The 24503-nt window shown below is 63.9% G+C and carries 28 protein-coding genes and 4 tRNA genes; 30 read left to right on the forward strand and 2 right to left on the reverse strand.

Annotation, left to right across the window (positions count from 1 at the left end; genetic code table 11):
* Positions 1-221 precede the first annotated feature (221 nt).
* Positions 222-1514 (forward strand): EAL and HDOD domain-containing protein, encoded by a 1293-nt coding sequence (locus HMPREF9710_RS12350; protein ID WP_005666798.1) that lies wholly within the window; start codon positions 222-224, stop codon positions 1512-1514.
* A 27-nt stretch (positions 1515-1541) separates the two neighbouring features.
* On the opposite strand, the gene HMPREF9710_RS12355 is transcribed toward HMPREF9710_RS12350, so the two are convergent.
* Positions 1542-2291 (reverse strand): SAM-dependent methyltransferase, encoded by a 750-nt coding sequence (locus HMPREF9710_RS12355; protein WP_005666800.1) that lies wholly within the window; start codon positions 2289-2291, stop codon positions 1542-1544.
* 18 nt (positions 2292-2309) lie between these two features.
* On the reverse strand, positions 2310-2906 hold the full coding sequence (locus tag HMPREF9710_RS12360) for a Maf-like protein (protein ID WP_005666803.1): 597 nt from the start codon (positions 2904-2906) through the stop codon (positions 2310-2312).
* 96 nt (positions 2907-3002) lie between these two features.
* Here HMPREF9710_RS12360 and HMPREF9710_RS12365 point away from each other — a divergent pair, with 96 nt between their 5' ends.
* From HMPREF9710_RS12365 to HMPREF9710_RS12500, 29 genes are all read left to right on the forward strand, one after another.
* Complete coding sequence (locus HMPREF9710_RS12365; RefSeq protein WP_005666805.1) at positions 3003-3500, forward strand: YceD family protein; 498 nt, start codon at positions 3003-3005, stop codon at positions 3498-3500.
* A 247-nt stretch (positions 3501-3747) separates the two neighbouring features.
* Positions 3748-3930, forward strand: a complete 183-nt coding sequence (gene rpmF, locus HMPREF9710_RS12370; protein ID WP_005666806.1) for a 50S ribosomal protein L32 — start codon at positions 3748-3750, stop codon at positions 3928-3930.
* Positions 3931-4134: 204 nt separating this feature from the next.
* Positions 4135-5223: a phosphate acyltransferase PlsX gene (gene plsX, locus HMPREF9710_RS12375; RefSeq protein ID WP_051205072.1), complete on the forward strand. Its 1089-nt coding sequence runs from the start codon at positions 4135-4137 to the stop codon at positions 5221-5223.
* A 20-nt stretch (positions 5224-5243) separates the two neighbouring features.
* On the forward strand, positions 5244-6230 hold the full coding sequence (locus HMPREF9710_RS12380) for a beta-ketoacyl-ACP synthase III (RefSeq protein ID WP_005666809.1): 987 nt from the start codon (positions 5244-5246) through the stop codon (positions 6228-6230).
* A 43-nt stretch (positions 6231-6273) separates the two neighbouring features.
* Positions 6274-7209, forward strand: a complete 936-nt coding sequence (gene fabD / locus HMPREF9710_RS12385; RefSeq protein ID WP_005666810.1) for an ACP S-malonyltransferase — start codon at positions 6274-6276, stop codon at positions 7207-7209.
* Between the two features lie 16 nt (positions 7210-7225).
* A complete protein-coding gene (gene fabG, locus HMPREF9710_RS12390; protein ID WP_005666811.1) occupies positions 7226-7963 on the forward strand; it encodes a 3-oxoacyl-ACP reductase FabG in 738 nt (245 codons plus the stop codon).
* Positions 7964-8156: 193 nt separating this feature from the next.
* Positions 8157-8396, forward strand: a complete 240-nt coding sequence (gene acpP, locus HMPREF9710_RS12395) for an acyl carrier protein (protein WP_005666812.1) — start codon at positions 8157-8159, stop codon at positions 8394-8396.
* A 31-nt stretch (positions 8397-8427) separates the two neighbouring features.
* Positions 8428-9675, forward strand: a complete 1248-nt coding sequence (fabF, locus tag HMPREF9710_RS12400) for a beta-ketoacyl-ACP synthase II (protein WP_005666813.1) — start codon at positions 8428-8430, stop codon at positions 9673-9675.
* A 79-nt stretch (positions 9676-9754) separates the two neighbouring features.
* Positions 9755-10450 (forward strand): hypothetical protein, encoded by a 696-nt coding sequence (locus HMPREF9710_RS26580; protein WP_051205073.1) that lies wholly within the window; start codon positions 9755-9757, stop codon positions 10448-10450.
* 74 nt (positions 10451-10524) lie between these two features.
* The gene (gene rpoE / locus HMPREF9710_RS12410) at positions 10525-11127 is read left to right on the forward strand and encodes an RNA polymerase sigma factor RpoE (RefSeq protein WP_040776532.1); all 603 of its coding nucleotides are present in this window, start codon (positions 10525-10527) and stop codon (positions 11125-11127) included.
* Positions 11128-11187: 60 nt separating this feature from the next.
* Positions 11188-11487: a sigma-E factor negative regulatory protein gene (locus HMPREF9710_RS12415; protein ID WP_005666817.1), complete on the forward strand. Its 300-nt coding sequence runs from the start codon at positions 11188-11190 to the stop codon at positions 11485-11487.
* A 141-nt stretch (positions 11488-11628) separates the two neighbouring features.
* Entirely contained in the window at positions 11629-13083 is a 1455-nt protein-coding gene (locus tag HMPREF9710_RS12420) for a DegQ family serine endoprotease (RefSeq protein WP_005666818.1), read from the forward strand.
* Positions 13080-13394, forward strand: a complete 315-nt coding sequence (locus tag HMPREF9710_RS12425) for a glutaredoxin family protein (RefSeq protein ID WP_005666819.1) — start codon at positions 13080-13082, stop codon at positions 13392-13394. Before HMPREF9710_RS12420 ends, HMPREF9710_RS12425 begins: the two co-directional genes overlap by 4 nt.
* Before the next feature lie 64 nt (positions 13395-13458).
* A complete protein-coding gene (locus HMPREF9710_RS27885) occupies positions 13459-13632 on the forward strand; it encodes a hypothetical protein (RefSeq protein WP_157225556.1) in 174 nt (57 codons plus the stop codon).
* Positions 13632-15425 carry a translation elongation factor 4 gene (lepA, locus tag HMPREF9710_RS12430; RefSeq protein ID WP_005666820.1) on the forward strand — a complete coding sequence of 598 codons (1794 nt, stop codon included), beginning with the start codon at positions 13632-13634 and terminating at the stop codon, positions 15423-15425. The genes HMPREF9710_RS27885 and lepA overlap by 1 nt, the downstream gene beginning before the upstream one ends.
* Entirely contained in the window at positions 15425-16354 is a 930-nt protein-coding gene (gene lepB, locus HMPREF9710_RS12435; protein WP_005666821.1) for a signal peptidase I, read from the forward strand. The genes lepA and lepB overlap by 1 nt, the downstream gene beginning before the upstream one ends.
* A gap of 30 nt (positions 16355-16384) precedes the next feature.
* Positions 16385-16765 carry a DUF4845 domain-containing protein gene (locus HMPREF9710_RS12440; RefSeq protein ID WP_229409788.1) on the forward strand — a complete coding sequence of 127 codons (381 nt, stop codon included), beginning with the start codon at positions 16385-16387 and terminating at the stop codon, positions 16763-16765.
* Between the two features lie 65 nt (positions 16766-16830).
* Positions 16831-17616: a ribonuclease III gene (gene rnc, locus HMPREF9710_RS12445; RefSeq protein WP_229409789.1), complete on the forward strand. Its 786-nt coding sequence runs from the start codon at positions 16831-16833 to the stop codon at positions 17614-17616.
* A complete protein-coding gene (gene era / locus HMPREF9710_RS12450; RefSeq protein ID WP_005666826.1) occupies positions 17613-18509 on the forward strand; it encodes a GTPase Era in 897 nt (298 codons plus the stop codon). The genes rnc and era overlap by 4 nt, the downstream gene beginning before the upstream one ends.
* A 24-nt stretch (positions 18510-18533) precedes the next feature.
* Positions 18534-19328, forward strand: coding sequence for a DNA repair protein RecO (recO, locus tag HMPREF9710_RS12455; protein WP_005666827.1), 795 nt, complete (start codon positions 18534-18536; stop codon positions 19326-19328).
* A 10-nt stretch (positions 19329-19338) separates the two neighbouring features.
* Positions 19339-20118, forward strand: coding sequence for a pyridoxine 5'-phosphate synthase (gene pdxJ / locus HMPREF9710_RS12460; protein WP_005666829.1), 780 nt, complete (start codon positions 19339-19341; stop codon positions 20116-20118).
* A 2-nt stretch (positions 20119-20120) separates the two neighbouring features.
* The gene (acpS, locus tag HMPREF9710_RS12465; RefSeq protein ID WP_005666832.1) at positions 20121-20540 is read left to right on the forward strand and encodes a holo-ACP synthase; all 420 of its coding nucleotides are present in this window, start codon (positions 20121-20123) and stop codon (positions 20538-20540) included.
* A 104-nt stretch (positions 20541-20644) separates the two neighbouring features.
* Entirely contained in the window at positions 20645-22519 is a 1875-nt protein-coding gene (uvrC, locus tag HMPREF9710_RS12470; RefSeq protein ID WP_143054663.1) for an excinuclease ABC subunit UvrC, read from the forward strand.
* 240 nt (positions 22520-22759) lie between these two features.
* Complete coding sequence (gene pgsA / locus HMPREF9710_RS12475) at positions 22760-23338, forward strand: CDP-diacylglycerol--glycerol-3-phosphate 3-phosphatidyltransferase (protein WP_005666836.1); 579 nt, start codon at positions 22760-22762, stop codon at positions 23336-23338.
* 87 nt (positions 23339-23425) lie between these two features.
* Positions 23426-23501, forward strand: a tRNA-Gly gene (locus tag HMPREF9710_RS12480).
* Between the two features lie 67 nt (positions 23502-23568).
* Positions 23569-23644: transfer RNA gene (locus tag HMPREF9710_RS12485), tRNA-Gly, on the forward strand.
* A gap of 31 nt (positions 23645-23675) precedes the next feature.
* Positions 23676-23751, forward strand: a tRNA-Gly gene (locus HMPREF9710_RS12490).
* A gap of 77 nt (positions 23752-23828) precedes the next feature.
* Positions 23829-23902, forward strand: a tRNA-Cys gene (locus HMPREF9710_RS12495).
* Positions 23903-24034: 132 nt separating this feature from the next.
* A complete protein-coding gene (locus HMPREF9710_RS12500; protein ID WP_005666838.1) occupies positions 24035-24454 on the forward strand; it encodes a hypothetical protein in 420 nt (139 codons plus the stop codon).
* Positions 24455-24503 lie beyond the last annotated feature (49 nt).

Raw genomic sequence — 24503 nt, forward strand, 5'->3', positions numbered from 1 at the left:
GCAGCGCGCGCACCAGCGCGGCGCGACCGGCGGCGCCGGGCGCCCCACGCAACGGGCGAACCCGCCAGGGTGGCGGCGGCCGCGGCTGATCCGCGCCCCGTTCGATTCGATGTCGAAATGCTAAGATTAGCATTTTTGTAGTATAGTCGGCACAGGTGGATGGCGCGTGCCGCCCACCAGGCGCGGCGCGCTGCCGTGACTGTTTCCAGGAGTATTTTTCGATGCATGCCGATGCAACGGCAGCGGTCTCCGTGCCGTCCGATGATTTCTTTCTTGCGCGTCAGCCCATCCTCGGGCGCGACCAGCATCTGGTGGCGTTCGAGCTGCTGTTCCGTGCGGCCGGCGAGGACGACGACGCCAAGCTGACCGACGGCGCGGCGGCCACCGCCGCCGTCATCTCGCATGCCTCCCAGCTCGGCATGGAACAGGTGGTGGGCGAGCAGCTGGCCTTCGTCAACGTCGACGAAGTGGTGCTGATGAGCGACTTCGTGCGCTTCTTGCCATCCCACAAGGTGATCCTGGAAATCCTCGAGACCGTGAAGCCGACGCCGGAATTGCTGGCGCGGGTGGCCGAGCTCAAGGAACTGGGCTTCAAGTTCGCGGTCGACGACGTGGTCGAGCACTCGAGCGAGCTCGACAAGCTGGTGCAGCTGGTCGACATCATCAAGGTCGACGTCAAGGGCGTCGCCCCGAACGAGCTGGCGCAGTTGGTCGATTCGCTGCGCCGCACCGGCAAGCGCCTGCTGGCCGAGAAGGTCGAGACCATCGACGAGTTCAAGCTGTGCATGGAACTCGGCTTCGAATATTTCCAGGGCTATTATTTTGCGCGTCCCGCGATCCTGAGCGGACGCAAGATCACCCCGTCCGAGATCACCATCCTGCGCCTGCTGGAACTGGTCAACTCGAACGCCGACAGCCAGGCGATCGAGACCGCCGTCAAGCGCGACGCGCTGATCAGCCTGAACCTGCTGCGCCTGGTGAACAGCCGCGCGGTGCCGGGGCCGCGCATCGAATCGCTGTCGCAGGCCCTGGTTCAGCTCGGCCGGCGCCAGCTGGGGCGCTGGCTGCAGATCCTGCTGTACACCGCGGCCGGCGCCCGGGTCGAACTCAAGTCGCCGCTGCTGCAGCTGGCCACGACGCGCGGCAAGCTGCTCGAACTGATGACGCTGCGCGTGCGTCCGGGCGACACCGCCAGCGCCGACCGCGCCTTCACGGTCGGCATCATGTCGCTGGCCGAAGCCCTGTTCTCGGTGCCGATGGCCGACATCCTGGCCCACGTCGACATCGCGCACGATGTGCGCGAGGCCCTGCTCGAGCGCGAAGGCGACTTCGGCACCATGCTGCGCATCGCCGAATTGCTCGAAGCAGCCGAGGGCGGCGGCAAGCTGGCTTGCGCGCTCAAGAAGATCGGTCTGACGGTGGCCGAGGTGCGCGAGATCGAGCTGGCGGCGTTCGACTGGGTGCGCGAGTTGACCTACGACGCCCAGGCGCCAGCGCAGCAGTCGCTGCAGTAGCGATCCTGACGCTGGCCCTCGGCCGGCTTATTGCCCCAGCAACAGGAATACGGTTGGCTTCTTGTGGAAGTCTGGCCCCTTGTTGGCCGCCAGCGCCGCCTTCCATTTGGCCGCCGTCAAGGTGCGCACCGACTCGGTCGGCAGCGACAGGTCGGTGGCGACGCAGATCAGGGTGCCGGGCTGGCAGCTCGCCGCCAGCGCGTCGAGCATGGCGCCGTTGCGATACGGCGTCTCGATCAGCAGCTGGGTCTGGCGCTCGGCGCGCGAACGTTTCTCCAGCTCGACGATGCGCTTGGTGCGCTGCGCCGCGTCAGTCGGCAGGTAGCCGTTGAAGGCGAAGCTCTGGCCGTTCAGGCCGCTGGCCATGACGGCCAGCAGCAGCGACGACGGCCCCACCAGCGGACGCACCGCGATGCCGTTCTGGTGGGCCAGGCGCACCAGGTCGGCGCCGGGGTCGGCCACGGCCGGCACGCCGGCTTCCGACACCAGGCCGGCGTCGCGTCCCGCCAGCAGCGGCGCCAGCAGTTGCGCCAGCGCCGCCGGCGGCGTGTTCACGTTCAATTCAGCGATCTCGATTTCCTGCAGCGGCTTGGCCAATGGATGGTCGATCGCGATCAGTTTCAGGAAGGCGCGCGCGGTCTTGGCGTTTTCGGCCACGAAGTAATCGAGCTTGCTGGTCAGCGCCTGCACCTGGGTCGGGAGCAGGGCGTTCAGGGCGCCGGAGTTGGCGTCGGTCGGGCCGAGGGTATTGGGGATCAGGTACAGGGTGCCGGGCATGGTGAGATCAATAGTGGTTCAGGCGCCGAAGAACTGCACGCCGGCCTTGCGCAGCATCCCGGTCAGGGCAATCAGCGGCAGGCCGGTGAGGGCGGTCGGGTCGTTCGACTGGATGCTTTCGAGCAGGGCGATGCCCAGCCCTTCGTTCTTGGCGCTGCCGGCGCAGTCATACGGCTGCTCGATGCGCAGGTAGGCGTCGAGTTCATGGTCGGGCAGGTCGCGGAATGCGACGCGCACCTGCACGTTCTCGAGCCGGGCGGCCTGGCTCGGGTCGGCGACGCGGCCATCCCACAGGCACAGGGCGGTATGGAACACGACTTCGCGTCCGCGCATCAGTTGCAACTGGGCCAGGGCGCGTGGATGGTCGCCCGGCTTGCCGATCTGCAGCCCGTCCAGCGTAGCGACCTGGTCGGAGCCGATCACCAGCGCGCCGGGGTGCAGGGTTGCTACGGCCTGCGCCTTCTCGCGCGCCAGGCGCAGGGCGGTGGCTTGCGGCGATTCGCCTTCCAGCGGCGTCTCGTCGATGTCGGGCGCGACCGCCTCGAAGGGCAGGCCAAGGCGCTGCAACAGTTCGCGGCGGTAGGCGGAGCTCGATGCGAGGATGAGTGGAGGCATTGGTGTCATGGCGCGGTTTGGCAGGAATACGACGGTTTTTTGACGCTGGCGCGAAAAGCCTGCTATTATCGCAGGTTTTCCGGGGTAACTTTCCAAATGAGCGCTTTTGTCATCGACGCCTTCGAGTTTTGCAAGAACGACGGCCATCGTGAAGGCTCTACGCCCCTGGTCGAGATGACCCGTCTCGCCGCCGAGAGCACGGACAAGAGCGGCGATATCCGCTGGTCCATCCAGGGCGGCCAGACCCGTCAGGGCTATCCTTCGCTGACCCTCGCGGTCGCCGGGCATGTGAAGCTGGTGTGCCAGCGTTGCCTGCAGCCTATGGATCACGAGATCGATTCGTCGACCATGCTGGTGCTGGGCGAGAACGACGAGGATGCCGACGCGATCGAGGAAATCCTCGACGACGAAAGCATCGACGTGATCGTCGGCAGCCGCACCTGCGACATCCGCGAGTTGCTCGAGGACGAGGCCCTGCTGGCCTTGCCGCAGTCGCCGCGACATGACGTTTGTCCGGATACGGGCTTGCTCGATAGCCTGAAAACCGATAAAGTGTCGCCTTTCGCCGCCCTCAAGAACCTGAAGGCGGACTAAGAAGAGCTAGTAGTAACAATCAGCATTACAGGTTTCGCAGTACGGTGGCGGCAGCGTAGAAACAATGTCGCCCAAAATCTGCAACAAAACGTGTCAAACGCGTGCAATCGAGTATGGCATTCGCGGTAGTTGTAGCAGCGTTCAACATGTCGGCAGCCGTCAAAAGCTTGCCGCCGAGATACTCGATTTGCATCTGGTTTGCATATCGAATGTGTTAAAATTTTAGAACTTTGTACTAGGAGTTATCATGGCAGTTCAACAGAATAAGAAATCCCCATCGAAGCGCGGCATGCACCGTTCGCACGATTTCCTGACCGCCCCTAACCTGGCAGTCGAGCCGACCACCGGCGAAACCCACCTGCGTCACCACATCTCGCCGAACGGCTTCTACCGTGGTCGCAAGGTCCTGAAGACCAAGAACGACGAGTAATCGACGTTCTGGCTTTTAGCATCATGAAAGCGGCGCAACGTATGTTATCTGCGTGGCGCCGCTTTTTCTTTGGCATCTGCTCAGTAACCGGCTGCATCCCTAGCACCGCCGTCATGTTGAACAGCCTGGATCCCGTGCGCATGTGCGCCACGAACCGATCCCCTCTGGCCGCCCGTCCTGTGTGAGCCGCGGCATCTCCAACAAATGACAATTAAAATATCCATTGACTGCATGGGCGGCGATCACGGCCCCTCAGTTACCATTCCGGCAGCCATCTCCTTTCTCAAAAAGCAAGCTGACGCCGAGCTCGTGCTCGTGGGCGTCGAAGATGTGCTGCGCGCAGAACTCAAGAAGCATCACGCGGACAATAACCCGCGCCTGACCGTCAAGCACGCCTCCGAAATCGTCACGATGGAGGACCCGGTCGAAGTGGCCCTGCGCCGCAAGAAGGATTCGTCGATGCGGGTGGCGATCGAGGCCGTCAAGGATGGCAGCGCCCACGCCTGCGTCTCGGCCGGCAATACCGGCGCCCTGATGGCCGTCTCGCGCTACGTGCTCAAGACCATGGCCGGCGTCGACCGCCCGGCGATCTGCTCGATCATGCCGAACCAGAAGGGCGGCCCGACCTATATCCTCGACCTCGGCGCCAACGTTGACTGCGAGCCGGACCACCTGCACCAGTTCGCCATCATGGGCTCGGTGCTGTGCTCGGCGATCGAGGGCATCCCGCGCCCGACCATTGGCCTGCTCAACGTCGGCACCGAAGACATCAAGGGCAACGAGGCGGTGAAAGCCACCGGCGTGCTGCTGCGCGCCGACGCCGAACGTGGCAAACTGAACTTTTTCGGCAATGTCGAAGGCAATGACATCTTCAAGGGCACGGTCGACGTCGTCGTGTGCGACGGTTTCGTCGGCAACGTCATGCTCAAGGCGATCGAAGGCCTGTCGCGCTTCATGAAGGCCACGTTCAAGGAAAGCGTCATGTCGATGCTGGGCGCGGTGTTCGCGCGCAAGGCGCTCAAGAAGCTTAATCCGGAACGCTACAACGGCGCCGGCCTGCTGGGCCTGAAAGGCCTGGTCTTCAAGAGCCACGGCGGCGCCAATGCCTATGCCTTCGAGTGGGCGATCAAGCGCGCCTACGATGCCGCACACAATAATGTGCAAGAGCACCTGTCGGCCCTGATCGCCGAACTGATGCCGAGCTCTCCGGTAACGGCCCCGCTAACGGCTCCAGCCGCCGCGCCCGCAGTTACGCCGGCGCCAGCGCTCGACGGCCAGCGCCAGGCGCAATAACCCAGCAGGATGGTGAAGCAATGACCTTGTATAGCAAAATCACCGGCACCGGCAGCTACCTGCCGGCCAACCGTGTTACCAACGAACAGCTGGCGGCCCAGCTGGCGGAGAAGGGCGTCGAGACCTCGCACGAGTGGATCGTCACCCGCAGCGGCATCGAGGCGCGCCATTTCGCCGCGGCCGACGAACTGTCGTCCGACCTGGCCGTGCACGCCGCGCGCCGCGCGCTCGAGATGGCCGGCAAGGCGCCGGGCGACGTCGACCTGGTGATCGTCGCCAGTTCCACCCCCGACTTCCACGGCAGCTTCCCCAGCACGGCCTGCATCGTGCAGCAGAAGCTGGGCATGGCCAACGGCAGCGCCGCCTTCGACGTGGCGGCCGTGTGCAGCGGCTTCGTGTATGCGATGTCGACCGCCGACGCCTTCATCCGCGCCGGCAACCACAAGCGGGTGCTCGTGATCGGCGCCGAAGTGTTTTCGCGCATCGTCGACTTCAACGACCGCACCACCTGCGTGCTGTTCGGCGACGGCGCCGGCGCCGTGCTGCTCGAGGCATCGAACGAGCCGGGCATCCTGGCTGCCCGCTTGCATGCCGACGGCAGCCACGCCGACATCCTGTCGATCCCCGGCAACCTGGCCAATGGCGCGGTCGCCGGCAGCGGCTTCCTGCACATGGATGGCCCGGCGGTGTTCAAGCTCGCGGTGTCGGTGCTCGAAAAAGTCGCGCACGAGGTGCTCGACCACGCCGGCGTGGCCGCCGACCAGATCGACTGGCTGGTGCCGCACCAGGCCAATATCCGCATCATGAACGGCACCGCCAAGAAACTCGGCCTGCCGCTCGAGAAGATGGTCGTCACCGTCAACGAACATGGCAATACCTCGGCTGCCTCGATCCCGCTGGCGCTCGACCAGGCGGTGCGCGACGGCCGCATCAAGCCGGGCCAGAACGTCCTGATGGAAGGCGTGGGCGGCGGCTTCACCTGGGGCGCGGTGCTGGCGCGCATGTAAGCGCCAGCCCGGCCTCCAAGAACAACAACTACGGAAAACAACGATGAGCAAATTCGCATTCCTGTTCACCGGACAAGGCGCCCAGGCAGTGGGCATGCTGAACGGCTACACCGGTAACCCGGTCGTCGACCAGACGGTGCAAGAAGCGTCCGATGCCCTGGGCTTCGACCTCAAGCGCCTGATCGCCGAGGGTCCGAAAGAAGACCTGGACCTGACCACCAATACCCAGCCGGTCATGCTGACCGCCGCGGTCGCCGTCTACCGCGCCTGGATCGCGGCCGGTGGCCCGGTGCCGAACGTGGTCGCGGGCCATAGCCTGGGAGAATATTCGGCCCTGGTGGCGGCCGGCGTGATCCCGTTCGCCGACGCGGTGCCGCTGGTGCGCTTCCGTGCGCAATCGATGCAGGACGCGGTGCCGGTCGGGCAGGGCGGCATGGCCGTCATCCTGGGCCTGTCGGCCGACGACGTGCGCGCCGTCTGTCTTGAGGCGGCGCAGGGCGAGGTCGTGGAAGCCGTGAACTTCAACGAACCGACCCAGATCGTGATCGCCGGCCATACCGCCGCGGTCGAGCGCGCCTGCGAGATCGCCAAGGCCAGGGGCGCCAAGCGCGCCATGAAGCTGGCGGTGTCGGCGCCATTCCACTCGTCGCTCCTGAAGCCGGCATCCGACCGCCTGCGTACCTATATGGCGGAGCTGAAGTTTGCGGCTCCGCAAATCGACGTGATCAACAACGTCGACGTCGCCGTGCTGAACGATCCCGAGCAGATCAAGGACGCGCTGGTGCGCCAGGCCGCCGGTCCGGTGCGCTGGGTCGAGACCATGCAGAAGATGGCGGCTGACGGCGTGACCCAGGTCATCGAGTGCGCGCCCAGCAAGACCCTGATCGGCATGGCCAAGCGCATCGACGCGAACCTGGTCGGCGAAGCGCTGGTCGACCAGGCCGCGCTGGAGCGCGTGCTGGCGTCGATCTCCGAATAAACGATAAAGGAAACCTATGAATCTGCAGAACCAAGTCGCCCTCGTCACCGGCGCATCGCGCGGCATCGGCAAGGCCATCGCGCTGGAACTGGCGCGCCAGGGCGCCAAGGTCGTCGGCACCGCCACCAGCGAATCGGGCGCCCAGGCGATTTCCGATTACCTGGCCGAATTCGGCGGCAAGGGCGTGGTCCTGAACGTGCTCGACGCGGCCCGCTGCGCGGAAGTCGTGGACGAAGTGCAAAAGGGCTTCGGCAGCCTGTCGATCCTGGTCAACAATGCCGGCATCACCCAGGACAACCTGGCCATGCGCATGAAGGACGACGAGTTCGACAACGTGATCGCCACCAATCTCACCGCCGTCGGCCGCCTGTCGCGCCTGGTGCTGCGGGGCATGATGAAAGCCAAGGCCGGTCGCATCATCAGCATCACCTCGGTGGTCGGCGCGGCCGGCAACCCGGGCCAGATGAACTACGCGGCCGCCAAGGCCGGCGTGGCCGGCATGACCCGTGCGCTGGCGCGCGAGATCGGCAGCCGCAACATCACCGTCAACTGCGTGGCCCCGGGCTTCATCGACACCGACATGACCAAGGCCCTGGGCGAAGGCCAGCACGAAGCCCTGCTGACCCAGATTCCGCTGGGCCGCCTGGGCCAGCCGGAAGACATCGCCCATGCGGTGGCCTTCCTGGCCGGGCCAACGGCCGCCTACATCACGGGCACCGAGCTGCACGTGAATGGCGGCATGTACATGAATTAATCAGTAAAGTAACAAATTGATAAAGACCGCGTTCCAATCGCCCCCGGCGAGCCGGTCCCGATTGGGACGCAATCTCGACTTTTAGCAGGACTTTCCGGCGAAATAGCCGCAGTCGCCGAAAATAGTTTTTCGGGTCGCAAACCTGATAAAATGCGCGCACTTTCCGCAACACATACCTTAATGGAGCCAAAACATGTCGGATATCGAACAACGCGTTAAAAAAATCGTCGCTGAGCAACTGGGCGTTGCCGAAGCAGACATCAAAATCGATTCCTCGTTCGTTGACGACCTCGGTGCAGACTCGCTGGACACCGTGGAACTGGTGATGGCACTGGAAGACGAGTTCGAAATGGAAATCCCTGACGAGCAGGCTGAGAAGATCACCACCGTCAAGCAAGCCATCGACTACGCAACCGCGCACGTCAAGGCCTAAGTAGTCGCTTTACAGTTTTTGGGAGAATCGCTTGAGTCGTTCACGCAACCGCCGTGTCGTCGTCACCGGCCTGGGCTGCATTTCACCGATCGGCAACACCGTTGCCGAAGCGTGGGATGCGGCACTGGCCGGCAAGTCGGGCATTGCCAACATCACCAAGTTTGATGCAGCGCCATTCACGACCCACTTCGCTGGTGAGGTCAAGAACTTCAACGTCGAAGACTACCTGCCGGGCAAGGAAGGCCGCCACATGGATACCTTTATCCATTTCGGCATGGCAGCCGGCATCCAGGCCCTGAAGGATTCGGGCCTGGAAGTCACCGAAGAGAACGCGGACCGCATCGGCGTGGTGATCGGTTCGGGCATCGGCGGCCTGCCGATGATCGAAGCGACCAAGGAAGAATACGCGAACCGCGGCGCACGCCGCATCTCGCCGTTCTTCGTGCCGGCATCGATCATCAACATGATCTCGGGCGATCTCTCGATCAAGTTCGGCCTGCGTGGTCCGAACCTGTCCATCGTCACCGCCTGCACCACCGGCCTGCACAGCATCGGCGCGGCAGCGCGCCTGATCGAGTACGGCGATGCCGACGTGATGATCGCGGGCGGCGCCGAATCCACCGTGTCGCCGCTGGGCCTGGGCGGTTTCGCCTCGGCGCGCGCGCTGTCGACCCGCAACGACGACCCGTCGACCGCCTCGCGTCCATGGGACCGCGACCGCGACGGCTTCGTGCTGGGCGAGGGCGCCGGTGTCATGGTGCTCGAAGAATATGAACACGCCGTCGCGCGTGGCGCCAAGATCTATGCTGAAGTCATCGGCTTCGGCATGAGCGCGGACGCCAACCACATCACCTCGCCGGTCGAGGATGGCAGTGGCGCGGCGCGTTGCATGGTCAACGCGTTCAACAACGCCGGCATCAACGTCGACCAGGTGCAGTACGTGAATGCGCACGGCACCTCGACGCCGCTGGGCGACGTGGCCGAAGTGCGCGGCATCAAGCGCGTGTTCGGCGACCATGCCAAGAGCCTGGTCGTGAACTCGACCAAGTCGATGACCGGTCACCTGCTCGGTGGCGCCGGCGGCCTGGAATCGGTGTTCACCGTGCTGGCGATCCACAACCAGGTGTCGCCACCGACGATCAACATCTTCAACCAGGATCCGGAGTGCGACCTGGACTTCTGCGCCAACACGGCGCGCGAGATGCAGATCGACTACGCGGTGAAAAACTCCTTCGGCTTCGGCGGCACCAACGGTACGCTGATCTTCGCCAAAGTCTGAACCACTTCGCCCCGTCCCGGTCTAACGGGATGGGCGCTTCCAACAGCCCGGCCTGTCGCCCGTTCGTGGCGGCCGGCCGGTGCTGGCGGTAGAAGAGGAGCTTCCTCCGCCCGCCATCCTGCCCGCCGGCAGGTCCTTCCCTCGATTCTTCCTGTGCCTCATGTCGCTTGCGGTGTCCGCCGTCATCGCGCCGTCGCGTCGCCTGCGCTGCGTGCTCGCCGCCTTCTGCGCGTCGCTGTGCGCGGCTGCCCTGGCCGTGGGCCTGCTGCTGCCCGAACGCTTCGCATTCGGCGGCGCTGTCGCATGCGCGCCGCTGCTTGCCGCGCTGTCGCTGGCGCGCCCACTTTTTCCCGCCGTGGCCGGCTGGCCGCGCCGCCTTTGGCGCGTCGATGGGGGCGCCGCAGGCGCCCACCGCCCCACACATTCCAACGCGATCTTGCACGCGATTGCAACGGTGCGCCGGATTGATATTTCTGGAGTTGGGCAGATACGCCTGACGGTACAACAGGAGTTGGGGAAACGCGGGCCGGCGGCCGGGAAACCGGAGCCGGGCTCACCCATGACGCTGCTGCCCGGCGCCACGGTCTGGCCCTGCTGCATCTTGCTGCGCCTGCGCGCCGAGGACGGCGCGACCTGGCCGCTGGTGCTGCTGCCAGACGCCGTGGGCGCCGGCCAATACCGCGCGCTGGCGGTCGCCGTGCGTGCGCTGGCCAATGGCGCTGCAACAATACCGATACAAAACAGTGTGAACTTATTGCAGGGGACCAACTCTTAAGGATGTACCGATTTTTGCGCTGTACGCATCAGTCGGTGCCTCCTCGCGAGAGGGTCGCCAATGGGGCATGGTCCGTGACGACAGAACGCGAGTGTGATCAGTTGCTGGTAGAGCGCGTCCAGGCCGGGGACCAGGGGGCTTTCGATTTGCTTGTCTCCAAGTACCAACGTCGCCTGATGCGCCTGGTGTCGCGTCTCGTCCACGATCCGGCCGAAGCCGAAGACGTGGTGCAAGAGACCTTCATCAAAGCATACCGGGCCCTGCGCCATTTTCGCGGGGATTCGGCTTTTTATACGTGGCTTTATCGAATAGGAATCAACACGGCCAAGAATTTTTTAGTCACCCAGGGAAGGCGCGCACCGACCTCGACCGAGACGGACGCCGAACGCGCCGAAGGATTCGATGATGCAGACAGCTTGCGCGACATTAACACGCCTGAATCCATGCTCGCCAGCAAACAAATCGCCCATACCGTCAACGCGGCCATGGAAGCATTGCCGCTCGAGCTGCGTACGGCGATCGTCCTGCGCGAAATCGAAGGACTCAGCTATGAGGAAATCTCCGAAGTGATGGCCTGTCCAATAGGTACGGTGCGCAGCCGGATTTTCCGCGCGCGCGAAGTCATTGCCGAGAAATTACGCCCTTTACTCGATTTCCCGGTTGACAAACGTCGGTAGGTAGCGGGATCGTACGAACACAGCATATATTGAACACTACCGACGTCGATGGAACCGCCGATGGACACCAATAGAAAATTACGCGAGCAGATATCCGCCCTGAAGGATGGCGCCTTGCTCGACGCCGACCTGGAGCTGGCATTGGCCGCACTGCAGGGCAGCGACGGCCGCCAGGCCTGGGATCTGTATCACCTGATCGGCGACACGCTGCGCGACACGGCCGCGCCGGCGCTGTCGCCGGCATTCAACGCGCGCCTAGCCGAACGCCTCGCCGGCGAGCCGCCGCCACTGCGCCGCGCGGCCGTCGCGGCCGAGTCCACCGGCCTGGCGGCGGTGCTCGCCAAGACCGCTTCTTCCTGACTTCCCGCCAGCCTTCCTTATCCCAGGCTTAAATTCCTTCTCTCACTGCCCGGTCGTGGGCGGCGCGCGGCGGGCGTGGCGCGACAAAGCGCGCAATTTGGCTTACCATTCAGTCAATCTTAGCCATTCGATAGCGAATCCATGACCAGTAAAACTGCCAGCCTGCTCCTGTCGGCACTGCTCGTGTCCGGCGCCACGGCCTTCATCCAGCCCGTCCACGCCGCCGCCCCCGTACCCACCCCGACCGTCACCGGCCTGCCCGACTTCACCGACGTCATCGACAAGGTGGGGCCGGCCGTCGTCAATATCCGCACCACCGAAAGGGTGCGCACCCGCGGCGGCGCACCGGGCGAAGAAGAAATGCAGGAATTCCTGCGCCGCTTCTTCGGCGGCCAGATGGTCCCGCGCGGCGGCGGCCGGCGCGGCCAGCCGCAAGAAGAAGAACGCGAAGTGCAGCGCGGCGTCGGCTCCGGCTTCATCATATCAAGCGACGGTTTCGTCCTGACCAATGCCCACGTGGTCGAGGGCGCCGACGAGGTCACGGTGACGCTCTCCGACCGGCGCGAGTTCAAGGCCAAGGTGCTGGGCGCCGACCGCCGCTCCGACGTCGCGCTGCTCAAGCTCGACGCGACCAACCTGCCTTACCTGCGCACCGGCGACTCCAGCAAGATCCGGGTCGGCGAGTGGGTGCTGGCCATCGGGTCACCGTTCGGCCTCGAGAATACCGTGACCGCCGGCATCATCTCGGCCAAGTCGCGCGATACCGGCGAATACCTGCCCTTGATCCAGAGCGACGTCGCGGTCAATCCCGGCAACTCGGGCGGTCCGTTGATCAATCTGCGCGGCGAAGTCATCGGCATCAACTCGCAGATCGCGACGCTGTCGGGCGCCTATAACGGCATCTCGTTCGCGGTGCCGATCGACGAGGTCATCCGCGTGTCCGACCAGCTCAAGACCACCGGCAAGGTCACCCGTGGCCGCCTGGGCGTGCAGATCAGCGAAGTCACGCGCGACGTGGCCGAGTCGCTGGGCCTGGGCAAGGCGCGCGGCGCCGAAGTCTCGATGGTCGAGCCGGGCGGCCCGGCCGAGAAGGCGGGCATCAAGGTCGGCGACATCATCCTGGCCTTCAACAAGCAGCCGATCCAGTCGACCACCGACCTGCCGCGCCTGGTGGGCGCCTCCAAGGTCGGCAGCCGCGCCAGCGTCACCGTGTGGCGCCGAGGGGCCCAGGTCGAGGTGCCGGTCACCATCGTCGAACTGCAAGAGGAGCGTCCGACCCCGGGCCGCCAGCAGCCGAAGAAACCGGCGCCGGGCGCCGCGCCGGACGCGCTGGGCCTGCACATGTCGAATATTTCCCCAAGCGACCGCAAGGAGCTGGGGATCGACCACGGCCTGCTGGTCGAGGAGGCGCAGGGGCCCGCCGCCAGCGCCGGCATCCAGCCGGGCGATGTGATCTTGCAGTGGAACAATACGCCGATCACCAGCGTCGAGCAGTTCAAGGGCTTGCTGGCCAAGCACGACAAGTCGAAGGCGGTGGCGTTGCTGGTGCAGCGCGAGGACACCACGCAGTACATCACGCTCAAGCCGCGCCAGTGACGCACCAGGGAGGCGAGCACGCGCCTGCGCCGACGCAGTTCGGCCCAGGCTTCGTCCTGTATTCGCGCAGCTGGTGCCACCTGTGCGAGGACATGCTGGCGGCGCTGCGCGCGCTCGAGCCGCCCGGGCAGCCGTTCGACGTCGCCGTGCTGGACGTCGACGCCGACCCGGCGCTCGTGGCGCGCTTCGACGAGCTGGTGCCGGTGCTGTATGGCGATCCCGGCCAGCCCGAGCTCTGCCACTACTTCCTGGACGAGGCGGCGGTGCGGGCCTACCTGGCCGCCTGCGCCACCACGCGGGCCGCGTCCTGAGCCACCCTCTGGAAACCGGCCTTTCTGCCTCGAAATCCGGTAAAATGCCGGGTCGGAGCGGTGATTGCACACCTTCCAAAGAATTTCCTGCTTTGCCAAGGCGCTCGCCTGGGGACCGGCACGGCCCCCGACGCAGCGCTTTTTCGTATTGCGCAGCCAATTCATGCTGCACGGCAGTACGCCTTATATCGTCGTAGTCGCCGCCTTTCGCGGCCTTTTTGGTTTTGAGCTTTGTTAATGAACAACATACGTAACTTCTCCATCATCGCCCACATCGACCATGGCAAATCGACCCTGGCCGACCGCATCATCCAGCTGTGCGGCGGCCTGTCGGACCGCGAAATGGACGCCCAGGTGCTCGATTCGATGGACCTGGAACGCGAGCGCGGCATCACCATCAAGGCCCAGACCGCGGCGCTGCAGTACAAGGCGCGCGACGGCCAGGTCTACAACCTGAACCTGATCGACACCCCGGGCCACGTCGACTTCTCGTACGAAGTCAGCCGCTCGCTGTCGGCCTGCGAAGGCGCGCTGCTGGTGGTCGACGCTTCGCAGGGCGTGGAAGCGCAGACGGTCGCCAACTGCTATACCGCGCTCGACCTGGGCGTGGAAGTGGTGCCGATCCTGAACAAGATCGACCTGCCGCACGCCGACCCGGACAACGCCAAGAAAGAAATCGAGGACGTGATCGGCATCGACGCGTCCGACGCCACCGTGTGCTCGGCCAAGACCGGGCTGGGCGTGGAAGACGTGCTGGAAACCCTGATCGCGAAAGTGCCGCCACCAAAAGGTGACCCGGACGCGCCGCTGCAGGCCCTGATCGTCGATTCCTGGTACGACCCGTACGTCGGCGTCGTGATGCTGGTGCGCGTGGTCAACGGCACCCTGCGTCCAAAAGATAAAATCCGCCTGATGGCCACCGAGTCGGTCAACCTGGTGGAAAACATCGGCGTGTTCACCCCGCGTTCGGTGTCGCTGCCACAGCTGACCGCCGGCCAGGTGGGCTTCATCATCGCCGGCATCAAGGAACTGACCGCCGCCCGCGTGGGCGACACCGTGACCCTCGCCAGCCGTCCGGCGCCCGAGCCGCTGCCGGGCTTCAAGGAAGTGCAGCCACAGGTGTTCGCCGGCCTGTTCCCGGTCGAGGCGAACCAGTACGATGCGCTGCGCGACTCGCTCGAGAAGCTCAAGCTCAACGACGCCGCCCTGATGTACGAGCCGGAAGTCTCGCAGGCGCTGGGCTTCGGCTTCCGCTGCGGCTTCCTGGGCCTGCTGCACATGGAAATCGTGCAGGAGCGCCTGGAGCGCGAATTCGACATGGACCTGATCACGACGGCGCCGACCGTGGTGTACGAGGTCGAGATGAAGGACGGCAGCATCATCCGCGTCGACAATCCGTCGAAGATGCCGGAACCGTCGAAGATCAATGAAGTGCGCGAGCCGATCGTCGACGTCAACCTGTACATGCCGCAAGAGTACGTGGGTTCGGTGATGACCCTGTGTAACGGCAAGCGCGGCATCCAGATGGACATGGCCTACCACGGCCGCCAGGTCAAGCTGCACTACGAGATCCCGATGGCCGAGATCGTGCTGGACTTCTTCGACCGCCTCAAGTCCACCTCGCGCGGCTATGCCTCGATGGACTACGAGTTCAAGGAAAACCGCGCGGCCGACGTGGTCAAGGTCGACATGCTGATCAACAGCGAAAAGGTCGACGCCCTGGCCATCATCGTCCACCGCGCCAACGCGCCGTATCGCGGACGCCAGGTGGCGGCCAAGATGCGCGAACTGATCCCGCGCCAGATGTTCGACGTGGCGATCCAGGCCGCCATCGGCGCCACCATCATCTCGCGCGAAAACGTGAAGGCGCTGCGCAAGAACGTCCTGGCCAAGTGCTATGGCGGCGACATCTCGCGTAAGAAAAAGCTGCTGGAGAAGCAAAAGGCCGGCAAGAAGCGCATGAAGCAGGTTGGCTCGGTGGAGATTCCACAGGAAGCCTTCCTGGCCATTCTCCAGGTGGAAGATAAATAATGAACCTGCAACCCATCCTGGGCAATTTTGCCCTGATCCTGTTCGTCTTGATGGTGATCACGGGCATCATCTGGTGCCTGGACACATTCTATTTGGCGAAACAGCGGCGCCGCGCCGCCGATGCCGCCCTGCGCGAGTACGATACGCGCAACGCCAAGCTGGTCGCGGATGGGATCAAGGTCGACCACAACGGCAACCGCGCGGCGATCGAGCAGGCCCACCTGCGCCAGCCGACCTGGATCGAGTATTCGGGCAGCTTCTTCCCGGTGATCGCGCTGGTGTTCATCCTGCGCTCGTTCCTGTGGGAGCCGTTCAAGATTCCGTCGTCGTCGATGGTGCCGACCCTGCTGGTGGGCGACTTCATCCTGGTGAACAAGTACACCTATGGCATCCGTCTGCCGATCATTAACAAAAAAATCATCCAGATCAATAATCCCCAGCGCGGCGACGTGATGGTGTTCAAGTATCCAAAAGACATGAACCAGGATTACATCAAGCGCGTCATTGGCGTGCCGGGTGATAAAATCACTTACGAGGACAAGCGCCTGACGGTCAACGGCAAGCCGGTCGAGTACACGGCGCTGGACGACTACCTGGACGATCAGCATCCGATCTACCACAAGCAGTTCGTCGAGAAACTGCCGAGCCCGGGCGGCTTGACCCAGCACCGCATCCTGAACACGGCCGACAAGCGCAATATCGACCTGGGCAGCGTGGACAACTTCCCGCTGCGCGAAAACTGCGAATACACCTACGACAAGTTCACCTGCGTGGTGCCGGAAGGGCAGTATTTCATGATGGGCGATAATCGCGACAATAGCGCGGACAGCCGTTACTGGGGTTTCGTGCCTGATCGCAATATCGTCGGCAAGGCCTTCGTGGTCTGGATGAACTTCAGCAATCCGAAACGTGTCGGCGGTATCCAATAACAAGGGGCGCGCATGGATCGCAGGAAGATAGTGAATAAGCAAGACGGTCTTTCCCTGTCCGGCCTGATCGGGGCGCTGGTCGTCATCGGCGTGGCCGGCATCTTCGCCATGCGCATGGTCCCGGCCTATATCGAGTACAACGCGATCAAGTCGGCGATCGCCAAGGTCAAGGACAGCGGCGGCAGCATCCGCGAGATGCAGCAAGCCTTCAACCGCCATACCAGCGTCAACGACGTCGAGGCCGTACGCGGCCAGGACCTGGTCTTCACCCGCATTGGCGAAGAAACGCAGATCAGCTTTGCCTACGAAAAGCGGCTGCCGTTGATGGGCAACGTCAGCCTGCTGATCGACTTTGCCGGCACCACCGACCCCAGCGGCGTGGTGGCCGAGGCCGACAGCACCGCTCCTTGAGCCTTTATAGACATACCGTGGCCTGCCCGGCCACGCACACGACATCGACAATGAATCTTCAGTTATTGCAAACGCGCTTAGAGTATACGTTCCGGGACATCGGGCTGCTGCAGCAAGCCCTGACCCACCGTAGCCATAGCAGTCTGCATAACGAGCGCCTGGAATTCCTGGGCGATTCGGTCCTCAACTGCGTCGTCGCTTCGGTGCTGTACGAACGTTTCGGCACGCTCGACGAGGGCGACCTGTCGCGCCTGCGCGCCAACCTGGTCAAGCAGCAGGCGCTGTTCGAGATCGCCCAGAAGCTCGACCTGTCGCAATTCCTGCGCCTGGGCGAGGGCGAGCTCAAGTCCGGGGGCTTCCGCCGGCCCTCGATCCTGGCCGACACCCTGGAAGCGCTGCTCGGCGCGATCTTCCTCGACAGCGGCTTCGACAGCGCGCGCGACGTGATCCGCGCGTTTTATATTCCGCTGCTGGAGACGGTCGACCCGGCCACGCTCGGCAAGGACGCCAAGACCCTGCTGCAGGAATTCCTGCAGGCCAAGCGTATTGCGCTGCCAACCTATAATGTGGTGGCCACCCACGGCGCCGCCCACAGCCAGGAATTCGAAGTCGAATGCCTGGTGCCGAAGCTGAACGTGCAGGTGTTCGGCCGCGGCGGTAGCCGCCGCGCGGCCGAGCAGGCCGCCGCCAGCCTGGCGCTCGACGCGGCCCAGAAGGCGCTGACCAAGACGCCCGGCGCGCGCAAGCCACGCCAGCGCTCGGCCCAGTTGAAACTGGCCGGCATCGGCACCAATCAGGGCGACGCCGCACCGGCCGCCCAAGCAGAACAACCAGGAACAGAAAAAGCATGAACGCCACTCCCGACAATTTCCGTTGCGGCTATATCGCCATCGTCGGCCGCCCGAACGTCGGCAAGTCGACCCTGATGAACGTCCTGATCGGCGCCAAGGTGTCGATCACGTCGCGCAAGGCCCAGACCACGCGCCACCGCATCACCGGCATCCAGACCCGCGACGACGCGCAATACATCTACGTCGACACCCCGGGCTTCCAGACCCGCCACGCCAACGCGCTGAACAAGACGCTGAACAAGACCGTCTCGAACACGCTGACGTCGTCGGACGCGATCCTGTTCCTGGTCGAAGCCGGCACCTTCGGCCCGGCCGACCAGCAAGTGCTGGACATGCTGCCAAAGAATGTCCCGGTGATCCTGGTCATCAATAAATCGGACCGCATCAAGGACAAGGCGGTCCTGATGCCGTTCGCGCAAAAGATCTCGGCCCTGTTCAACTTCGCCGCCATCGTGCCGGTCTCGGCCAAGCTGCGCTTCCAGGTCGATGCGCTGGAAACCGAGATCAAGCGCCACCTGCCTGAAAATCCGCCGGTCTTCGGCCCGGACGACATCACCGACCGCAGCGAGAAATTCCTGGCGGCCGAGATCGTGCGCGAAAAAGTGTTCCGCCTGCTGGGCGACGAACTGCCGTACACCAGCACCGTCCTGATCGAACAGTTCGAACAGGAAGGCAATCTGCGCCGGATCTTCGCCGCGATCCTGGTCGAGCGCGACACCCATAAATCTATGATCATCGGTAACAAGGGTGCGCGCCTGAAAGAGATTTCGACCCAATCGCGCCTCGATATGGAGAAACTGTTCGGCGGCCCGATCTATCTGGAAATCTGGGTCAAGGTCAAATCCGGCTGGGCCGACAACGAAGCAGGCCTGCGCGCTTACGGTTACGAGTAAGGGCGAGGGACGCTAGCCGCGCGCATGTCCAGCCACGACCAATTCATCGACGACCTGCCGGAGCAGGGCACGCCGGCCGCGGGCAAGCGCCCGCGCGCGCCGGGCCGCGATAGTCGCATCGTCGGCCAGCCCGGTTTCGTGCTGCACAGCTACCCGTATAAAGAAACCAGCCTCATCATCGACATGTTCACCCGCGACCATGGCCGGGTGGGGGTGGTGGCGAAGGGCGCCAAGCGCCCGTTCTCCAAGCTGCGCGGCGTGCTGCAGACCTTCCAGCCCCTCTCGGTATCCTGGAGCGGCAAGTCCGAGCTGCGCACCCTGATCGATGCCGAGTGGGTGGGCGGCATGCTGCCGCTGGAACGCACGGCGCTGCTGTGCGGCTTCTACCTGAACGAACTGCTCGTCAAATTGCTGGCGCGCGACGACCGCCATCCGGCCCTGTTCGACCACTACGTCTCGACCCTGAACCAGCTCGCCCACGGCGAACCGGCGCAAATCGTCTTGCGAAAATTCGAAAGAGCCTTACTTAAGGAAACGGGCGTGGCAGCCGATCTCGGCCGCTGCACGAACAGCCGCGCCCCGGTGGAGCCGGGCCGCGATTACGTGGTCGATCCGGAGCGCGGCGCGCGCGCGGCGGGCGCGGGCGAAGTCTGGCCCGTCGTGTTGGGCAAGACCCTGCTCGATATGGAGCGTGAGGACTATACTGATCCGGCGACCCAGGCGCAGAGCAAGCAATTGATGCGCTTCCTGCTGGCGCACCACCTGGGCGGACAGCCGCTCAATACGCGCCAGATTTTGATCGATTTGATGCAACTGTAAAAAGAACACTATGAGCTTCCTGCAACCCGCCGGCCAGGTGATCGACCTGGGCGTGAACATCGACCACATCGCCACCGTGCGCAATGCGCGCGGCACGACGTATCCGGACCCGCTGCGCGCCGCGCTGCTGGCCGAGCAGGCGGGCGCCGACCTGATCACGCTGCACCTGCGCGAAGACCGGCGCCACATCAAGGATGCCGACGTGCTGGCACTGCGTCCGTTGCTGGCCACGCGCATGAACCTGGAAGCGGCCGTCACCCGCGAGATGATCGACTTCGCCTGCCAGGTGAAACCGCAGGACGTGTGCCTGGTGCCGGAGCGGCGCGAGGAAGTCACGACCGAGGGCGGCCTGGATGTGGTGCGCTACTACAACGAGGTCGAGGCGGCCGTGAAGCAGCTGAAGGAAGAGGGCGTCCGCGTCTCGCTGTTCATCGATGCCGATGCGCGCCAGATCGAGGCGGCGGCCGCGGTCGGCGCCACCGTGATCGAATTGCACACGGGCCGTTATGCCGAGGCCGAAGGCGCTGAAGTGGCGCACGAGCTGGAACGCATCAAGCTGGGCGTGATTGACGCCGCGAAACGCGGCCTGCGCGTGAATGCCGGCCATGGCCTGCACTACACCAATGTGCAACCGATCGCGGCGATTCCGGACCTGCACGAGCTGAACATCGGCCACGCGATCGTGGCGCATGCGCTGTTCGCCGGCTGGGAAAACGCGGTGCGCGAGATGAAGGCGATCATGGTCGCGGCGCGCCTGGGCGTGACTTACACCGCGAAAGCCGGGGCTTGAATATGATCTACGGCATCGGCACCGACATCGTCCAGATCTCGCGTGTCGAGGCTGCCCTCGCACGCAGCGGCCCGCGCTTCGCCGAGAAAATCCTCGGCCCGCAAGAGCTGGAAAAATACCATGCCCGCAGCGCCAAGAACGCGGTGCGCGGCCTGCGCTTCCTGGCCACTCGTTTCTCGGCCAAGGAGGCGTTCTCGAAAGCCATTGGTCTCGGCATGCGCATGCCCATGACCTGGCGTTCCGCCCAGATGCTGAATGACCCGAGCGGTAAACCGATCATCGTCTGCAGCGGCGCCCTTGGCGACTTCATGCGCGAGCACCGGCTCAGCGCCCAGGTGACGATCAGCGACGAGGCCGACTACGGCGTCGCCTTCGTGATCGTGACCCAGGCGCCGTTGGCATCATCATCATTGGCAGAGTAATGTCCGAAGCAAAACCCGCAGCAGCTGGCAATCCATCCGTCGAACTCACCCCCGAACTGGCCGCGCGGCTCGGCCGCGAGCGCCTGTCGGAGGCGCGCGAGGAGATGCGCGCCGAAGCCAACCGCGAACTGAGCCCGAAGGTGGATGCCGACGTGCGCGCGCAAGTGCTGGCCGTCGTCAATCGCCTGCCGGGGCTACCCGGCGTGTACCGCTACTTCGATGCGGCCGACAACGTGCTCTACGTCGGCAAGGCGCGCAACCTCAAGAACCGCGTCTCGAGCTACTTCCAGAAAAACCTGTCGAGCCCACGCATCGCGATGATGGTGTCGCAGATCGCGCGCCTGGAAACGACGGTGGTGAGCAGCGAGGCCGAAGCGCTGATCCTGGAAAACAACCTGATCAAGACGCTCAAGCCGCGCTACAACATCCTGTTCCGCGACGATAAGTCTTACCCCTACATCAAGATCACGGGCGGCGAAGCGCCGCGCATGGCGTATTACCGCGGCGCGCTGGACAAGAGGAACCAGTACTTCGGTCCTTTCCCCAGCGCCTGGGCGGCCAAGGAATCGATCCAGCTGCTGCAGCGCGTGTTCAAGCTGCGCACCTGCGAGGACAGCGTCTATGCGAACCGCACGCGCCCCTGCCTGCTGCACCAGATCGGCCGCTGCAGCGCGCCCTGCGTAAAACTGATCGCGCCGGAGGAATACAAGCTCGACGTCGAGAACGCGGCGCGCTTCCTGCGCGGACGCCAGAGCGAGGTGATGGCCGACCTCGAGCAGAAGATGCAGGATTACGCGATGGAGCTCAAGTTCGAGCAGGCGGCGTCGGTGCGCAACCAGATCCAGGCGCTGTCGAAGGTGCTGCATGCGCAGAGCATGGAGACGACGGGCGACGCCGACGTGGACGTCATCGCGGTGGTGGTGCAGGGCGGACGCGCCTGCGTCAACCTGGCCATGGTGCGTGGCGGACGCCACCTGGGCGACCGCGCCTACTTCCCGAGCCACGTGGGCGAATCGCTGGGAGAATGCCCGATCGAGGTCGAGGTGCTGTGCGCCTTCCTGGCCCAGCACTATGCGGGCCAGTTCATCCCGGGCACCCTGATCCTGAACGTCGAATTCGACCAGCCCGAACTGATCATGGCCTTGCAGGAGCAGTGCGGCCACCGCATCAGCCTGGTGCTGCAGCCGGGCGGCCAGCGCCGCCAGTGGCTCGAGATGGCCTGCAAGGGCGGAGAAATCGCGCTGGCGCGGCTGCTGTCCGAGCAGGGCTCGCAACAGGCGCGCACGCGCGCGCTGGCCGATACCTTGCAGCTCGACAGCGAAGACCTGGATGCCCTGCGCATCGAATGCTTCGACATCAGCCACACGGCGGGCGAGGCGACCCAGGCGTCGTGCGTGGTGTTCCACCACCACCAGATGCAGAACGGCGAGTATCGCCGCTTCAACATCAACGGCATCACGCCGGGCGACGACTATGCCGCCATGCGCCAGGTGCTGACGCGTCGCTATGAGAAAGTGGCGGGCGGGGAAGGCGTGATGCCCGACATCGTGCTGGTCGACGGCGGCAAGGGGCAAGTGGAGATGGCGCGCCAGGTGTTTACCGAGCTGGGGCTGGACATCTCCATGATCGTCGGCGTGGCCAAGGGAGAAGGGCGGCGCGTGGGCCTGGAGACCCTGATCTTCGCCGACGGCCGCCCGGCCCAGGAGCTGGGCAAGGAATCGGCGGCGCTGATGCTGGTGGCCCTGATCCGCGACGAGGCGCACCGCTTCGCCATCACCGGCATGCGCGCCAAGCGCGCCAAGGCGCGCCAGGCCTCGCGCCTGGAAGAGATCGAAGGCATCGGCGCCAAGCGCCGCCAGCGCTTGCTGGCGCGCTTCGGCGGCCTGCGCGGCGTGATCGACGCGAGTGTCGAAGACCTGATGACGGTGGAGGGCATTTCGAGCGCGTTGGCGGAAGAGATTTACAGGCAGCTGCATTGAATGACCCCGTCCACCCTACGTTCAATCAACGGTGGGGTGGGCGGCTTGCCGTCTACGCGTTCAACCAGCATGCGAACTACCCGTTCTGCATCAATATTTCCATGCAGTCAACCCGAAACAACCGCCAACCGTTGAGCCGCCAGGCTCCGCGCCTCCCCATACAGATGAGTCAACTGGCCCAAACCAGCATACCCATGTAGACTAACGGCCAAGCATTTTTCCACGGTAATCAGCTCTCTCATGCCCTTCAATATACCGATTCTCCTGACCTGGTTACGCGTCGCGCTCATTCCCCTCGTAGTCGGATTGTTCTACTTGCCGGTTGACTGGATGACGCTCCCCGAGCGCAATCTCGCGGCGACCGCCGTCTTCATCATCGCCGCCGTCACCGACTGGTTCGACGGTTTCCTGGCCCGCCGCTGGAACGAAACCTCGGCCTTCGGCGCCTTCCTCGACCCGGTCGCGGACAAGCTGATGGTGGCCGGCGCGCTGCTGGTGCTGGTCCAACTGGACCGGGTGGACGCGATCATCGCCGGCATCATCATCGGCCGCGAGATCACCATCTCGGCGCTGCGCGAATGGATGGCCCAGATCGGCGCCACCCGCTCGGTGGCGGTGAGTTCGCTCGGCAAGATCAAGACGGCGGCCCAGATGACGGCGATCCCGATGCTGCTGTTCCATGACCGCCTGTTCGGCATCGACATCCACTTCTGGGGCGAGTACTTGCTGTGGGTGGCGGGCGTGCTGACGGTGTGGTCGATGTTCTATTATCTGCGCCGCGCCTGGCCCCTGATCAAGGAGAAGGCGGGGGCGATTTAATTTGTTTCGTGGCATCCTTGACGTACAGAATAGAATCTCTATAATGCCTGCCTGTTGCGACAACAACGCAACAGAATGAAAGACGAAGCGGGAGTAGCTCAGTTGGTAGAGCGCAACCTTGCCAAGGTTGAGGTCGAGAGTTCGAGACTCTTCTCCCGCTCCAAAGATTGCAAAGCTGTAAAGCGATCTTGGAAAAACGTCAAAGTTCTGTCATAATCGTTGTTCTGTACGCGGGAGTAGCTCAGTTGGTAGAGCGCAACCTTGCCAAGGTTGAGGTCGAGAGTTCGAGACTCTTCTCCCGCTCCAGGTTTTACGAGTTAAGTGGCAACACTCCTAAGCGGGAGTAGCTCAGTTGGTAGAGCGCAACCTTGCCAAGGTTGAGGTCGAGAGTTCGAGACTCTTCTCCCGCTCCAGAATTCAGGAAGATTCCTTCTTCCCTTGTTGATGTGTTTCATAACCGTTCACATCGATCAAGCGCACTATATCCTCTGGCGAGGTAGCAAAGCGGTTATGCAGCGGCCTGCAAAGCCGTCTAGACGGGTTCGACTCCCGTCCTCGCCTCCACAAATCAAGGACTTAGCCTGCATCAGGCTGGTTCACCAAGTGGTGAAACCTCCCGGCGCGGGAGGTTCACCTACCTCTGAAACGGCCAATTGGCCGTTACCTCCCGGATGCAGGCTTTGAGAGAGCTTAGCCATGGCATCCATCAAGCAGACCCCATCCGGCGCATTTCAACTGTGCGTCAAGAACAAACTCCTCCCGAAGACGCTGTGGGCGACGTTCGACACGCGCGATGCCGCTGAGCAGTACGGTGCTCAGCTTGAGGGCCTGCTGAAGCAGGGCATCGTGCCCTCGTCGCTTCTAGAGCGAGAGCCGCCAAAACCACAGAACTGGACAATCGGCCGCTGCATTGCCGAGTACCAGAAGCATAACGCTGTGCCAGAGTCCGACGTCAAGCTCCTCGATACGGTCCGTCCCAAGCTCGCCTTGCTCGCGACAGGTGCGCTCAACTACGATTGGGCTGAGTCTTGGGTTGTGTCGATGAAGCGTGTCGACCATCTGGCGCCTTCTGTCAGCAGCGGTTGTAAACTGATACAGGCAGCGATTGAAAACTGATACACCATTTTGAGAAGATGGCCGCTTTGCGGAGCGGCCTTGAAACCCA

Source organism: Massilia timonae CCUG 45783, from assembly GCF_000315425.1.
In the GTDB taxonomy this organism is placed as follows: domain Bacteria; phylum Pseudomonadota; class Gammaproteobacteria; order Burkholderiales; family Burkholderiaceae_D; genus Telluria; species Telluria timonae.